The organism is Streptomyces sp. NPDC046122, from assembly GCF_056429965.1.
The window spans coordinates 53,024-66,187 of sequence record NZ_JBWKLQ010000006.1; the positions used below are offsets into that span (position 1 = coordinate 53,024).

Annotated in this window: 13 protein-coding genes and 1 pseudogene; 6 read left to right on the top strand and 8 right to left on the bottom strand. The window is 71.9% G+C overall.

What is annotated here, in order from left to right; all coding sequences use genetic code 11:
• Positions 1-6: 6 nt before the first annotated feature.
• Genes AC07FK_RS18330 through AC07FK_RS18345 form a run of 4 tightly spaced genes read right to left on the bottom strand, consistent with a single transcriptional unit; the run spans position 7 to position 4,319 of the window.
• On the bottom strand, positions 7-786 hold the full coding sequence (locus tag AC07FK_RS18330) for a CDP-alcohol phosphatidyltransferase family protein (RefSeq protein ID WP_479105929.1): 780 nt from the start codon (positions 784-786) through the stop codon (positions 7-9).
• Positions 764-1,825, bottom strand: coding sequence for an iron-containing alcohol dehydrogenase family protein (locus AC07FK_RS18335; protein WP_452809763.1), 1,062 nt, complete (start codon positions 1,823-1,825; stop codon positions 764-766). Before AC07FK_RS18335 ends, AC07FK_RS18330 begins: the two co-directional genes overlap by 23 nt.
• Positions 1,813-2,550: a phosphocholine cytidylyltransferase family protein gene (locus tag AC07FK_RS18340; protein WP_479105930.1), complete on the bottom strand. Its 738-nt coding sequence runs from the start codon at positions 2,548-2,550 to the stop codon at positions 1,813-1,815. Before AC07FK_RS18340 ends, AC07FK_RS18335 begins: the two co-directional genes overlap by 13 nt.
• Positions 2,547-4,319: a DUF5941 domain-containing protein gene (locus AC07FK_RS18345; RefSeq protein WP_479106186.1), complete on the bottom strand. Its 1,773-nt coding sequence runs from the start codon at positions 4,317-4,319 to the stop codon at positions 2,547-2,549. Before AC07FK_RS18345 ends, AC07FK_RS18340 begins: the two co-directional genes overlap by 4 nt.
• A 250-nt stretch (positions 4,320-4,569) precedes the next feature.
• On the opposite strand from AC07FK_RS18345, the gene galE reads away from it, so the two are divergent.
• From galE to idi, 4 genes and pseudogenes are all read left to right on the top strand, one after another.
• On the top strand, positions 4,570-5,553 hold the full coding sequence (gene galE / locus AC07FK_RS18350) for a UDP-glucose 4-epimerase GalE (protein ID WP_479105931.1): 984 nt from the start codon (positions 4,570-4,572) through the stop codon (positions 5,551-5,553).
• A 140-nt stretch (positions 5,554-5,693) separates the two neighbouring features.
• A complete protein-coding gene (locus AC07FK_RS18355) occupies positions 5,694-6,635 on the top strand; it encodes a cation diffusion facilitator family transporter (RefSeq protein ID WP_479105932.1) in 942 nt (313 codons plus the stop codon).
• Between the two features lie 266 nt (positions 6,636-6,901).
• Positions 6,902-7,609, top strand: a pseudogene (locus tag AC07FK_RS18360) (class I SAM-dependent methyltransferase); the annotation flags it as partial.
• A gap of 137 nt (positions 7,610-7,746) precedes the next feature.
• A complete protein-coding gene (gene idi, locus AC07FK_RS18365; RefSeq protein WP_479105933.1) occupies positions 7,747-8,340 on the top strand; it encodes an isopentenyl-diphosphate Delta-isomerase in 594 nt (197 codons plus the stop codon).
• Here idi and AC07FK_RS18370 read toward each other — a convergent pair.
• Entirely contained in the window at positions 8,306-8,785 is a 480-nt protein-coding gene (locus AC07FK_RS18370; RefSeq protein ID WP_479105934.1) for an ATP-binding protein, read from the bottom strand. The genes idi and AC07FK_RS18370 overlap by 35 nt on opposite strands.
• A 94-nt stretch (positions 8,786-8,879) precedes the next feature.
• Positions 8,880-9,479, bottom strand: coding sequence for an HdeD family acid-resistance protein (locus tag AC07FK_RS18375; protein ID WP_479105935.1), 600 nt, complete (start codon positions 9,477-9,479; stop codon positions 8,880-8,882).
• Positions 9,480-9,561: 82 nt separating this feature from the next.
• Between AC07FK_RS18375 and AC07FK_RS18380 the strand changes: the two genes are divergently transcribed.
• Positions 9,562-10,350 carry an enoyl-CoA hydratase/isomerase family protein gene (locus tag AC07FK_RS18380; protein WP_479105936.1) on the top strand — a complete coding sequence of 263 codons (789 nt, stop codon included), beginning with the start codon at positions 9,562-9,564 and terminating at the stop codon, positions 10,348-10,350.
• Here AC07FK_RS18380 and AC07FK_RS18385 read toward each other — a convergent pair.
• Both AC07FK_RS18385 and AC07FK_RS18390 read right to left on the bottom strand, forming a co-directional pair.
• Positions 10,337-10,975, bottom strand: a complete 639-nt coding sequence (locus AC07FK_RS18385) for a DJ-1/PfpI family protein (RefSeq protein WP_479105937.1) — start codon at positions 10,973-10,975, stop codon at positions 10,337-10,339. The genes AC07FK_RS18380 and AC07FK_RS18385 overlap by 14 nt on opposite strands.
• 183 nt (positions 10,976-11,158) lie before the next feature.
• Positions 11,159-12,172: a GlxA family transcriptional regulator gene (locus AC07FK_RS18390; RefSeq protein WP_479105938.1), complete on the bottom strand. Its 1,014-nt coding sequence runs from the start codon at positions 12,170-12,172 to the stop codon at positions 11,159-11,161.
• A gap of 110 nt (positions 12,173-12,282) precedes the next feature.
• Here AC07FK_RS18390 and AC07FK_RS18395 point away from each other — a divergent pair, with 110 nt between their 5' ends.
• Complete coding sequence (locus tag AC07FK_RS18395; RefSeq protein WP_479105939.1) at positions 12,283-13,143, top strand: SCO6745 family protein; 861 nt, start codon at positions 12,283-12,285, stop codon at positions 13,141-13,143.
• The last annotated feature ends 21 nt before the right edge of the window (positions 13,144-13,164 follow it).

Below are 13,164 nucleotides of genomic sequence, written 5' to 3' on the forward strand. Positions count from 1 at the left end.
CGCCCGTCACTTCAGCCTGCTCGAAGCGAGGATGGACACCAGGTGCAGAAAGGTCTGCACGATCGCGATCCCGGCCAGTACGGCGATACCCAGACGGCTGAAGAACAGATCTCCCTGGACGAAGTCGAGGATCGCGACGACCAGGATGAACAGGCTCGCCTCGATCCCGCCGACCAGACGGTGGAACTTCAGCGCCGCGGCCAGTCTGCGCGCCAGCGCCAGACCGGAGGAGCGCGGCACGGAGGCCTCGTCCTTCACGGCGGGCAGACCGCTGCGCGTACGGGCCACGTCGACCAGATCCGTCTCGGCCTTGATCAGGATCGCGCCGAGCGCGGCCAGCGTTCCCAGGAACGCCCACAGCCACTCGGGCCGCCCGCTGCCGAACAGGTCCGCGCCGCGCAGGCCGAAGCCGACCAGCAGGGCCGCCTCGCACAGGTAGTGGCCGATGCGGTCCAGGTAGACCCCGGTGATCGAGGTCTGCTTGCGCCAGCGGGCCACCTCGCCGTCGACGCAGTCGAGCAGCAGATAGATCTGGAACAGGACCACCGCGAGGATCGCACCGGTCAGCCCGGGGATCAGCAGGGCCGCGCCGCCGAGCACGCCCACGACGACCATGAGGTACGTGAGCTGGTTCGGCGTGATCTTGGTGTTCACCAGGTACGGGTCGATGTGCAGCGAGATCTCCCGCATGTACATGCGCCCGGCCCAGTGCTCACCGCTGCGCCGGTCCTTCACACCCTCGGGGTGAACGACCGGACGGAGTTCAGCTACTGATGGCCTTGACATAGTCGGCGTAAGCGTCCTTGATCTGGTCTGCGGACAGGTCGAGGTGCTCCAGGATGGTGAAGCGTCCCGGGCGGGTCTGCGGTGCGTACTCGACGGCCTTGACGAACTCGTCGACGCTGAAGCCGATCTCCTCCGGCAGCACCGGCAGGCCGTGCCGGTGCAGCACCTCGGCGAAGAGCCCGGACTGCTCCGTCGCACCCCGCAGGTGCATGGCGAAGGCCGCGCCGATGCCGACCTGCTCGCCGTGGCTGGCGGCCCGCTTGGGGTACAGCAGGTCGAAGGCGTGACTGATCTCGTGGCACGCGCCGGACGACGGGCGGCTGTCACCGCTGATCGACATGGCGATGCCGGAGAGCACCAGGGACTCCGCGAGGACCGTGAGGAACTCGTCGGTGCCGACCCCGCCGGGGTGGCGGAGCACTGCCTCTCCCGCCGTACGGGCCATGGCGGCGGCCAGTCCGTCGACCGGCTCGCCGTTGACGCGGTGGGACAGCTCCCAGTCCGCGATCGCCGAGATGTTGGAGATCGCGTCGCCGATGCCGGACCGGATGAACCGGACCGGGGCGTCCCGGATCACATCGAGGTCGATGACCATGGCGATGGGGGTCGGGACGCCGTAGGAACCGCGGCCGTTGTCGTTGTCCAGGATGGACACCGGCGAGCACAGACCGTCGTGCGACAGGTTCGTCGCGACGGCGACCATCGGCAGGCCGACCCGCGCCGCCGCGTACTTCGTGACGTCGATGATCTTGCCGCCGCCGAGGCCGACCACGGCGTCGTACCGCTTGCCCTTGATGTCGTCGGCCAGCTTCACGGCGGAGTCGATCGTGCCGTCGGCGACCGCGTACCAGTCGGCACCGGGCAGCACCGGCGCGAGCTTGTCGCGCAGGGCCAGCCCGGAGCCGGGGCTGGTCGCGATCGCCAGCTTGCCCGAGGCGGAGATCCGCTGGTCGGCCAGCAGGCCGGCCAGGTCGTCCATGGCGCCGCAGCTGATGTCGACGACGACCGGGGACGGGATGAGCCGGGTCAGTACTGGCACGCGATCTCACGGCCCTTCGCGAGGTCGTCGTGGTTGTCGATCTCGACCCACGTCACTTCCCCGATGGGAGCCACGTCGACGGTGAAGCCGCGGTTGACCAGCTCCTGGTAGCCGTCCTCGTAGTAGAGGTCGGGGTCGCGCTCGAACGTCGTCTTCAGCGCGTCGGCCAGCTCCTCGGCGGCCTCCGGCTCGATCAGCGTGACGCCGATGTACTCACCGGTGGCCGTCGCCGGGTCCATCAGCTTGGTGATCCGCTGGACGCCCTTGCCCTCCTGCGTGATGACCTTCATCTCCTCGTCGGCGAGGCTCTTCACCGTGTCGAGGGCGAGGATTATCTTCTGGCCCTTGCCGCGGGCGGCGAGCAGCGTCTTCTCTACGGAGACCGGGTGGACGGTGTCGCCGTTGGCGAGGATCACACCCTGCTTGAGGACGTCACGCGCGCACCACAGGGAGTAGGCGTTGTTCCACTCCTCGGCCTTGTCGTTGTCGACCAGGGTGATCTTGAGGCCGTACTTCGCCTCGAGGGCCTCCTTGCGCGCGTAGACGGCCTCCTTGCGGTAGCCGACGACGATGGCGACCTCGGTCAGGCCGACCTCGGCGAAGTTGCCCAGGGTCAGGTCGAGGACGGTCGTCTCACCGTCCACAGGCACCAGGGCCTTCGGGAGGGTGTCCGTGTAGGGACGCAGACGCCGGCCGGCGCCGGCAGCCAGTACGAGGCCGATCATGCGGGTTCTCCTTCGTCATGTACTGCGGGTGCTCCGGAGGACACCCAGAAGCGGATGGACTCCGTGAGCACCACAAGCGCCACGGTCACAGCGAGTGCCGTGAGCGCCAAGGTGAGGTCTGTGTTTCGCGTGGCCAGGAGGGTGGTGAGGATCACCACCACAAGCGTCCGGCCCTCGTGCCCGCCGATCGTGCGCACCAGCCACTGGGGCGGCGCGCCCGTGCCGCCCCGGATGCGGTACACCGTGTCGTAGTGATGGTAGGCGACGGCCGACACCAGCCCGAAGGCGGCAGGCAATGCCCCGTTCACTTCGGAGCGGGCGGCGAGGATCAGGACGGTGCCGTACTCGGCCGCCCGGAAGACCGGCGGGACCAGCCAGTCGAGTGCGCCCTTGAGGGGGCGCGCGACCGCGATGCCGGAGAGTACGGCGTAGAAGACCGCCGCGACGACCACCTGGCGGCTGCCGACGGGCTGGGTGAGCGCCGCGGTCACCAGGGCGGCGGCGCCGACGGCGGCGACGGCCGGGGCGGTCCAGGCGCCGCCGAGCCTGGGGCCGCGGGCTGCCACGAGCTGGGCGACCGGTCCGCTGTCCGCGAGGTCGGCGAGCGCCTGCGCGGCCCGGTCGGTGCGCCGCGCCCTGCGGGTCAGCGAGCGCAGGACGCGGCCGGCCGTGGTGTAGAGCGCGGCGAGGGCGCAGCCGACGAGCAGGGCGTAGAAGACGATCCGCGGGGTGGTGACGGCGGTCAGGACCGCGATCATGGCCCACCGCTCGCCGATCGGCAGGACGATCATCCGGCGCACCCAGACCGTCCAGCCGACGCTGTCGAGCCGGTCGGAGAGCGCGGCGGTGGGGCCGGTGTTGGACTCCGCGTCGTGGTTCGCCTCGTTGAAGGAGAAGTCCACGACGTGGCGGCAGGTCTGGAGGACCATCGCGCCGAGCGCCAGCGCCCATACGTCGTCCCCGCCCCGGGCGGCTCCGAGCGCCAGGCCCGCGTAGTACGCGTACTCCTTGGCGCGGTCGAAGGTCGCGTCGAGCCAGGCGCCCATCGTCGAGTACTGGAGCGAGTAGCGGGCGAGCTGCCCGTCGGTGCAGTCCAGGACGAAGGAGAGGAGCAGCAGCGCGCCGGCCGCGACGTAGCCGCCCCGGGTGCCGGTCGCCGCGCAGCCGGCCGCAATCAGCGCGGTGATCAGCGAGGCGGTGGTGACCTGGTTCGGGGTGAAGCCCCGGCGGGCGCACCAGCGCGCGAGGTAGCGGGAGTACGGGCTGACGCAGAAGGTGGTGAAGAAGCCGTCGCGCGACTTCACGGCCGTACGCAGCCGTACGGCCTCCTCGTCGACGGCGGCGACGGCGGCCCGGGCCCGCTCGCGCTCCTCGTCGTCGGCGGCGACGACCGCGACCAGCGCGCCGAGCTCCGGCCGCCGCACCTCGGTGCCGTCCGCGTCGAGCGCCACCGCGACGGCGTCGGGCCCGCCGGGGGCGCCGCGCACGGCGCGGACCAGCGCGGCGCGGGCCTCGGGCTGCGCGGTGAGCGCGCCGGGGGCCGCGGCGGCCGGGAAGCGGGGGTCGGTCAGCGCGAGGCGCAGCGAGTGGACGTGGCCGACGAACCGCGGGTCGACGAGGGCGACCCGCTCACCTGCGGGCGTCGCATCGAGGAGCTGTGCGGTCTCCTGCGCGTCGGCGGCGGACCGTACGTCGAATCCCAGCGACCGCAGATCGCCCTCGAGCGGCGATCCGGGTACCGGCGGACCGGTGAGGATGGCGGTCGACAGACGAACTCACTCCTTGGCGCTGGGCAGGGGCTGGCCTTGCGTGGCATGCGGCAGTCCGGCCCGGCACGGGCGCGGCGGCATGTCGGCAGAGGTTATCGGATGTACGGAAGCAGGAGTTCACGGCCCGTTCACGCCCCGATCGGACCGGCCCGGGGAGGGGCCCGGCCCACCGAGATCATCTTGGGGGATCGGGGCCCCGCCCCACAAACCGCGACCGCCGGGAGCCCCGGGACGCCCTAGGGTGGCCGTTATGACATGGCTGATCACGGGTGGTGCGGGTTACATCGGTGCGCATGTGGCGCTGACCATGGCGGCGGCGGGTGAGCGGGTGGTCGTCCTGGACGACGTGTCGTCCGGGATCCCGCACCGGCTGCCCGCGGACATCGCGCTCGTACGCGGTTCGGTGCTGGACCGGGAGCTGCTCGACCGCACGCTCGCCGAGCACGGCGTCACGGGTGTGGTGCATCTCGCGGCGCGCAAGCAGGTCGGGGAGTCGGTCGAGAAGCCGCTGCTGTACTACCGGGAAAATGTGTACGGACTCACAGTGCTCCTGGAGGCCGTCGCGGCGGCCGGCGTGCGCCGGTTCCTCTTCTCCTCCTCCGCCGCCGTGTACGGGGTGCCCGACGCGGAGCTCATCTCCGAGGACACCCCCTGCGCGCCGATCAACCCGTACGGCGAGACCAAGCTGGCCGGCGAGTGGCTCGTGCGGGCGGCGGGCCGGGCGCACGGTTTCTCCACGGCGTCCCTGCGCTACTTCAACGTCGCGGGTGCGGCGCGGCCCGAGCTGGCCGACACCGGGGTGTTCAACATCATCCCGATGTTCTTCGACCGGATCACGCGCGGCGAGGCCCCGCTGATCTTCGGGACGGACTATCCGACGCCCGACGGCACCTGCGTCCGCGACTACATCCACGTCGCCGACCTCGCCGACGCGCACCTGTCCGTCGCCCGGGCGCTCACCACGCGCGAGGAGCAGACGGACCTGACGTTCAACATCGGCCGCGGCGAGGGCGTCTCGGTGCGCGAGCTGGCCGAGCTGGTGGGCGAGATCACCGGTTCGCCGCTCGCCCCGGTGGTCGGGCCGCGCCGTCCCGGCGACGCGGCGAAGGCGGTCGCCTCGTCCGACCTGATCGCCAAGGAGCTGGGCTGGACGGCCGGACGCGGCGTACGCGAGATGGTCGCGTCGGCGTGGGAAGGATGGCTCCTGCGGCACCCCGAGGCCGCCCGGGACTGATCTTGCCGACGCTCTGACCTGCGGTCATTTCCGCAGGTCAGAGCACATGACAACGGTGTTCAGCACCGTGTTGCGCATACCCCCTGCCCGTAGTTCACTGGCACCTCGGCACGACCGTTCGCACCGGGGAGGCGTACTTCATGGGGGCTGGGCACGATCACGGGCACACGCACGGGGGGCCGCCGCCCACCGGCACGGCGGCCGCCGCGTACAAGGGGCGGCTGCGTATCGCGCTCGGCATCACCCTGACCGTCATGACGGTCGAGATCGTCGGCGGTCTGCTCGCCAACTCGCTGGCGCTGATCGCCGACGCGGCCCACATGGCGACGGACGCGCTCGGGCTCGCGATGGCGCTCCTGGCGATCCACTTCGCGAACCGCCCTGCCACCACGAAGGCCACCTTCGGCTACGCCAGGGCCGAGATCCTCGCCGCGCTCGCCAACTGCCTGCTGCTGCTCGGCGTCGGCGGGTTCCTGCTCTTCGAGGCCGTCGACCGCTTCATCACCCCCGCCGAGACCAGGAGCGGCACGGCGGTCGTCTTCGCTCTCGTAGGCCTGGTGGCGAACATGTTCTCGCTGGCACTGCTGATGAAGGGCCAGAAGGACAGCCTCAACGTGCGGGGCGCGTTCCTGGAGGTTCTGGCGGACACCCTGGGCTCGGTGACCGTGCTGATCTCCGCCGGCGTCATCATGGCGACCGGCTGGCAGGCGGCCGACCCGATCGCCTCGCTCGTGATCGGCCTCATGATCGTGCCGCGCACCTGGAAGCTGCTGCGGGAGACCCTGAACGTTCTCCTGGAGATCGCGCCCAAGGGCGTGGACATGGCGGAGGTGCGGGAGCACATACTCGACCTGCCGGGTGTCGACGACGTACACGACCTGCACGCCTGGACGATCACCTCGGGCATGCCGGTGCTGTCCGCGCACGTCGTGGTGAGCCAGGATTTCCTGGACTCGGTGGGGCACGAGAAGATGCTGCACGCGCTCCAGGGCTGCCTCGGCGACCACTTCGACGTCGAGCACTGCACCTTCCAGCTGGAGCCGCGCGGGCACGCGGAGCACGAGGCGAGGCTCTGCCGCTGACACCGGCGGGCTGTTAGGGTCTTCGCGCGGACGTCCGGGTCTCGGACACGTGGAAGGGAGATGAGGTTTGATGGCCGTCATGGTCGATGCTGCTGCGAGCAGTGTCCGGTTCATCCTCGACTCCCGGGCTCTCGGCTGACCTCTTCGTCGCGACCTTTCGCACGTACGCGCACACCACGTCTTCGCACGTCACCGCGCGCGCCGGCCGGAGCCCTCACACCAAAGGGTTCTCCACGTTGACCGACAACGCCGTGTTCGAAGCTTTCATGACCCTGCACCGCGGGCTTCCGCGCCAGGGCCCCGGCTCCGACGCCACCACCCGCCGCCTCCTCTCCCTCGCCGGACCTCTGCCGCCCCGTCCCCGCGTGCTCGACCTGGGCTGCGGCCCCGGCCGGGCCTCGCTGCTGCTGGCGGCGGAGTGCGGCGCGGAGGTGACGGCCGTCGACCTGTACGCGCCGTTCCTGGCCGAGCTGCGGAGCGCCGCCGAAGCGCGCGGGCTCGGTGGTTCGATCCGTACCGTCGAGGGCGACATGGGCCGGCTCTCCTTCCCTGACGGGTCGTTCGACCTCGTCTGGGCGGAGAGCTCCGCCTACAGCATCGGTTTCGACACCGCGCTGGACGCCTGGCGGCGTCTGGTCGCGCCCGGCGGCGCGCTCGTCGTCACCGAGTGCGAGTGGACGACCGACGAGCCGTCACTCGGCGCACGCACGTTCTGGGACCGGCACTACGCGCTGCGCGGCCGGGCCGGGAACACCGCCGCGGCGGTCTCGGCCGGTTACGTGGTCCTCGGGGTATACGAGCAGCCCGAGAGCGACTGGGACGAGTACTACGTCCCGCTCGCCGCGCGCGCCGACGCGGCCGATCCCGCCACGCCCGGCATGGAGGCGGCGCTCGCCGCCACCCGCGAGGAGATCGCCGTGCGGGCGGAGTACGGCTCGGAGTACGGCTACTCCGGCTATGTACTGCGGCCGGCCGCAGTCCTGAGCTGACGGGCCGTCCGCCTCCGCCGCGCACACGCGGCGGGGGCGGACATGCGCAAGGGTCGCGAAGTACGGACAAGACTCTTTTGTACGGCAGACTTGGACGCCGGGAACCGATGCGAAGGATGGTCATGCCGAGCACACCAGTCACCGCGGCGAACAGCTCGTCGAACGGCACAGCGGAAGAGATCCTGCTCGAGCTGGTCGACGAGGACGGCAACACCATCGGCACCGCGGAGAAGCTCTCCGCGCATCAGGCTCCCGGCCGCCTGCACCGCGCCTTCTCCGTCTTCCTCTTCGACGAGACCGGGCGGCTGCTGCTCCAGCGCCGGGCGCTCGGCAAGTACCACTCCCCCGGCGTCTGGTCCAACACCTGCTGCGGGCACCCGTACCCCGGCGAGTCGCCGTTCGCCGCCGCCGCCCGCCGGACGCACGAGGAGCTGGGGATCTCCCCCTCGCTGCTCGCCGAGGCCGGCACGGTCCGCTACAACCATCCGGACCCCGATTCGGGCCTGGTCGAGCAGGAGTACAACCACCTCTTCGTCGGGCTGGCGCAGAGCGCGCTGCGGCCCGATCCGGAGGAGGTCGGCGAGACGTCGTTCGTGACGCCGGACGAACTGGCCGAGCGGCACGCGCGGGCGCCGTTCTCGGCGTGGTTCATGACCGTGCTGGACGCGGCGCGTCCGGCGATCAGAGAGCTGACGGGCCCGGCCGCGGGCTGGTGAGGGCCGCCCCCGCCAGCGGCAGCGCGACCCAGATGACCTTTCCGCCGCTCGCCGTGTGCTCGATGTCGCACATCCCGCCGGCCTCGGCGGTGATCTCCCGTACGAGCAGCAGGCCGCGGCCGCCGGTCTGGGCGTAGTCCCGCTCCAGGGCCTTGGGCCGGTAGGGGTGGTCGTCCTCGACGGAGACCTTGATCCACTCCGTCCCGATCGCCACCTCGACGGCGAGCTGCGGGGAGAGCAGCGCCGCGTGCCGTACGGCGTTGGTGACCAGCTCGGAGACGATGAGCAGGAGGCCCTGCACCAGGTCGTCGTGAGCGGGTACACGCTGGCGGTTCAGCAGATCACGGACGGCGTGCCTGGCTTCCGGTACGGAGGCGTCCGCCGCGGGGGCGGTGAAGCGCCACACTCCCTCGTACCCTGCCGGTGCGTCTTCTCTCGTCACCACGTGTCGAGTGTTGGGAACGCGCTGGTCGGGACCGGGCTACTGAACACAAGTCAGCCGGATTCGATCGCCTCTGACCGCTTCACCACCGACCGCGTCATCGGGGTGTCTCTTCCTGATCCTCCGGTTGCGCTCTCGCGACCATACTGACCGTCTGACGGCCGCCCGTCCCGATCGCGATCAGGCCGAGTCCGTCGAAGAGGAGGGCGAGGGAGAAGAAGGTGCCGAGTACGTACAGGCTGCTGTGCGGCCAGTCGAAGAGCACGAAGAGGCCGAGCAGCACGCCGAAGGCGCCCTGCACCAGGGTCCAGCCGAACTGCGGCCCGCGCACCACCACACTGCCGACCAGCCGGAAGACCCCGCCGGTCAGGAAGAGCAGCGCGGCGAACATCGTCAGCGCCTCGGCGGTGCCTTCCGGGTGACGGATGACGACGATCCCCGCCGCCAGATTCAGCGCCGCGACCACCACGCCGAGCCAGAAGAAGTTCGAACCGCGCGACTGCACCGCCTGGAGCAGCCCGACGAGGCCGCCGACGAGCAGCAGCCAGCCGAAGAGGAGCATCGAGGTGAGGGTGGCCAGGCCGGTGTAGAGGAGGCCGACGATTCCGCCGAGCACGAGAATCGCGCCCAGGACGGCCAGCCAGCCGAAGCCGCGGCTGAGTTTCTTGCTCTCGGGTGTGCTGGCGCGAGCGGCCATGGGTGACTCCTCGACACGTCGGCGTCCGCCTGTCGGCCCCTCCCCGATCATAGGTTCGTACGGTCCGGATAGCATCCGGCGCATGGAGCCGCAGCTCGACCTCACCGTGGCCGACGGGGTCGCCACCGTCGTCATCGCCCACCCCGCCAAGCGCAACGCCATGACCGCCGGAATGTGGGCGGCGCTCCCGGTGCTGCTGGAGCGGCTGGCCGGGGACCCGGACGTACGGGCGCTCGTACTGACGGGGGCGGGCGACACCTTCTGCGCGGGCGCGGACATCTCGTCGCTGCGCGAGCGCGGCGGGCGTGAGGGCGGTCCGGATGACACCGGTGACGCCCCGCAGGGCCTGGCCGTGCGGGCGGAGGACGCGCTGGCCGCGTTCCCGAAGCCGACGCTGGCCGCCGTCCGGGGCTACTGCGTGGGCGGCGGGAGCCAGCTGGCCGCCGCCTGCGACCTGCGCTTCGCGGAGGAGGGCGCGTCCTTCGGGATCACGCCCGCGAAGCTCGGCATCGTCTACCCCTCGTCGTCGACGCGGCGGCTGGTCGCCCTGGTCGGGCCGTCGACGGCCAAGTACCTCCTGTTCTCAGGTGAGTTGATCGACGCGGAACGGGCGCTGCGCGCCGGGTTCGTGGACGAGGTGCTGCCGCACGGCGAACTCGCGAAGCGGGTGGCCGAGTTCACCCGTGTGCTGGTGTCGCGCTCGCAGCTGACGCAGGCCGCGGCGAAGGAGTTCGCCGACGGCCGGGAGGACCGGGACGCGCACTGGGCCGCGCAGGCACGCGGCAGCGGTGACACCGCCGAGGGTGTCGCCGCCTCCCTGGAGCGCCGTACGCCCCGTTTCACGTGGACGCCCGGACCTACCGGAGGATGAACCGGCTTCCGCTGCGGAACTCCTCGACGAGCGCGGCGGGCGCCTTCCGCGGCGATCCGGCGTCGTACGGCGGCTCGGGGTCGTACTCCGTCAGCAGCTGCACGGCCCGCGCGTGCCCGTCGCCCGCGATCCGGCCGACCAGGGTGAGACCCATGTCGATGCCGGAGGAGACGCCGGCGGCGGTGACGTACTTGCCGTCGGTGACCACGCGCTCGCCCGTGGGGTCCGCGCCGAACGTCTTCAGCGTGTCCAGCGCCAGCCAGTGCGAGGTGGCGCGGCGGCCGTCGAGGAGCCCGGCCGCGGCGAGGAGCAGCGAGCCGGTGCAGACGGAGGTCGTCCAGGTCGTGGTGGCGTCGACCGCGCGCAGCCAGGTCAGGAGCGCCTCGTTCTCCATCTGGGCGGCCTGACCGGGGCCGCCCGGCACCAGCACGATGTCGGGGTTCAGCACGTCGGCGAAGGTCTTGCCGGCGACGAGCGTCAGCTCGGCGCGGTCGTTGACCACGGGACCGGGGCGCTCGGCGACGAAGACGGTCTCCGCGCCGGGCAGCCGGCAGAGCATCTCGTACGGGCCGACCACGTCGAGTGCGGTGAAGCGGTCGAAGAGCACGATGGCGATCTGCGTCATGGTGATGGTGTCCCTTTCGTGGGCTTTCGCGCGAGAGGGTTCACGCGAGGGGTTACGGCGCCCGAGGTGCTCAGGGGCCGGTATGCCGGGCGGTTCAGAGGCGCGGTGGGCGGGCTCGCCCGTGTGTGGGGCGTAGTGGGCGGGCTCGCCCGTGTGTGGGGCGTGGTGCCGTGGGGCGCCGGCTCACGGGCCGGTGTGGGGTGCCGTCCGGGGGCGGAAGCGGCGGCGGTACTCGGCGGGGGCCGCGCCGAGGCTCCTCACGAAGGCGCGGCGCATTGCCTCGGGGGTGCCGTAACCGCAGGTCCGGGAGATCTCCTCGACGCCGTCCGCCGAGTCCTCCAGGAGCCGCCGCGCGTGTTCCAGGCGTACGCGTTCGACGTACCTGCCGGGGGTCGTGCCCGTCTCGGAGTGGAACGCGCGGGCGAAGTGGCGCGGCGACAGGCGGGCGCGGCCGGCCAGCGCCTCGACCGACAGATCGGCCCCCGGGTGCTCGGTGATCCACTGCTGGACCTCCCGGAGGGGTTCGCGCTGCGCTGTCTGGGCGGCGAGCTGGGCGCTGAACTGCGCCTGGTTCCCCGGGCGGCGGAGGAAGACGACGAGGTGCCGGGCGACGGTGAGCGCGATGTCCCGGCCCAGGTCCTCCTCGACCAGCGCCAGAGCCAGGTCGATGGCCGCGGTGACGCCGGCCGACGTCGCCACGTTGCCGTCCCGTACGTAGATGGGGTCCGGGTCCACCTCGACGGCCGGGTGGGTGCGGGCCAGGTGATCGCAGACGAGCCAGTGCGTGGTGACCCGGCGGCCGTCGAGCAGTCCGGCGCCGGCGAGCAGCAGCGCTCCCGTACAGACGCTGACCAGGCGCTCGGCGTGCGGGGCGTTCTCGCGGAGCCAGTCGGTCAGACGCGGGTCGGGGGCCCGCGTTCCCTGACCGCCGGGGACGAGGAGGGTGTGCGGCGCGGGTTCGCCGGCGAGGGCGGCGTCGGGGACGAGGGTCAGCCCGCTGGAGGTGCGGACGGGAGCGCCGTCGAGCGAGGCGGTGCGGACGCGGTAGGCGGCCTCCGCGCCACCGCGTCCGCGGCCGTCGTCCCGTCCGGCCGCCCGGGCAGCGCCCGTGAAGACCTCCACGGGGCCGGTGACATCGAGGCTCTGGACGTCGTCGAAGAGCACGACGAGCACGCTTCGTACGGATTGCTGCGTCATGCGCCCATCCTTCGGCGGACCGCCGGTGTCCGCAATGACGAGCACCCCACCTTTCCTGCCATGCCGCCCCGGCGCTTCACGACGTACCGACCAGTCGGTAGCGTTGCGGTATGACCTCTCTGCCCGCGCGCGCCAGCCGGCGCTGCCACAACGCCCTCAATCCGCTGCACTCGACCGTGTACTTCTCCCCCGACTTCGCCAAGGAGCTGGCGGAAGTGGGCATCCAGGACAGCAACGCGGCCTACTTCGCGGGCCGCGGCGCCGCCATGGGCGCGGTGGGGGCCGGCGTGATCACCGCCGCGTTCTACAACTTCAACCACGACCTCGTCGCCCGTCACGTCCCCGAGGTGTGGCGTACGGCGTCGCCCGAGGTCGTCCTCGCTGCGCGGTTGCGGGCCGTCGACACGACCCTGCGCCGGCTGCTCGGCGAGGAGGCCCTGGCCTCAGCGGAGATGGCCGAGGCCGCCGGGCTCGCCCTGCGCGCCGCCGAGGCGTGCACCCGCCATGCGCGCCCGCTGTACGCCGCTCACGCGGACCTGCCCGTGCCGGAGCAGCCCCACCTCGCCTACTGGCACGCCGCGACGCTGCTGCGCGAGCACCGTGGCGACGGGCACCTGGCCGCGCTGCTCACCGCCGGGCTCGACCCGCTGGAGGCGCTGGTCAGCCACACCGCGACGGGCAAGGGCATGTCGCCGCGCTGGACCCTGGCGACGCGCGGCTGGAGCCGTACGGACTGGGAGGCGGCCTCGGCGCGGCTGCGGGAGCGCGGGCTCCTGGACGCCGACGGCGCGCTGACGGAGGCGGGCACGGCGCTGCGCGCCGACCTGGAGGAGGCGACGGACCGGCTCGACGCGGCGCCGTACGAGCACCTCGGCGCGGCGGGCACCGAGCGGCTCACGGAGCTCGGGCGGGGCTTCCTGACCGTCGCCCTGGGGGCGGGCGCGTTCCCCGCCGATCTCACCGGCAAGTGAACCCGCCCGCCGGGCCGGGCG

Coding starts and splice junctions, on each gene's coding strand:
- AC07FK_RS18330 (WP_479105929.1), bottom strand. CDS start 786: ATGTCAAGGCCATCAGTAGCTGAACTCCGTCCGGTCGTTCACCCCGAG.
- AC07FK_RS18340 (WP_479105930.1), bottom strand. CDS start 2,550: ATGATCGGCCTCGTACTGGCTGCCGGCGCCGGCCGGCGTCTGCGTCCC.
- galE (WP_479105931.1), top strand. CDS start 4,570: ATGACATGGCTGATCACGGGTGGTGCGGGTTACATCGGTGCGCATGTG.
- AC07FK_RS18355 (WP_479105932.1), top strand. CDS start 5,694: ATGGGGGCTGGGCACGATCACGGGCACACGCACGGGGGGCCGCCGCCC.
- idi (WP_479105933.1), top strand. CDS start 7,747: ATGCCGAGCACACCAGTCACCGCGGCGAACAGCTCGTCGAACGGCACA.
- AC07FK_RS18375 (WP_479105935.1), bottom strand. CDS start 9,479: ATGGCCGCTCGCGCCAGCACACCCGAGAGCAAGAAACTCAGCCGCGGC.
- AC07FK_RS18380 (WP_479105936.1), top strand. CDS start 9,562: ATGGAGCCGCAGCTCGACCTCACCGTGGCCGACGGGGTCGCCACCGTC.
- AC07FK_RS18385 (WP_479105937.1), bottom strand. CDS start 10,975: ATGACGCAGATCGCCATCGTGCTCTTCGACCGCTTCACCGCACTCGAC.
- AC07FK_RS18390 (WP_479105938.1), bottom strand. CDS start 12,172: ATGACGCAGCAATCCGTACGAAGCGTGCTCGTCGTGCTCTTCGACGAC.
- AC07FK_RS18395 (WP_479105939.1), top strand. CDS start 12,283: ATGACCTCTCTGCCCGCGCGCGCCAGCCGGCGCTGCCACAACGCCCTC.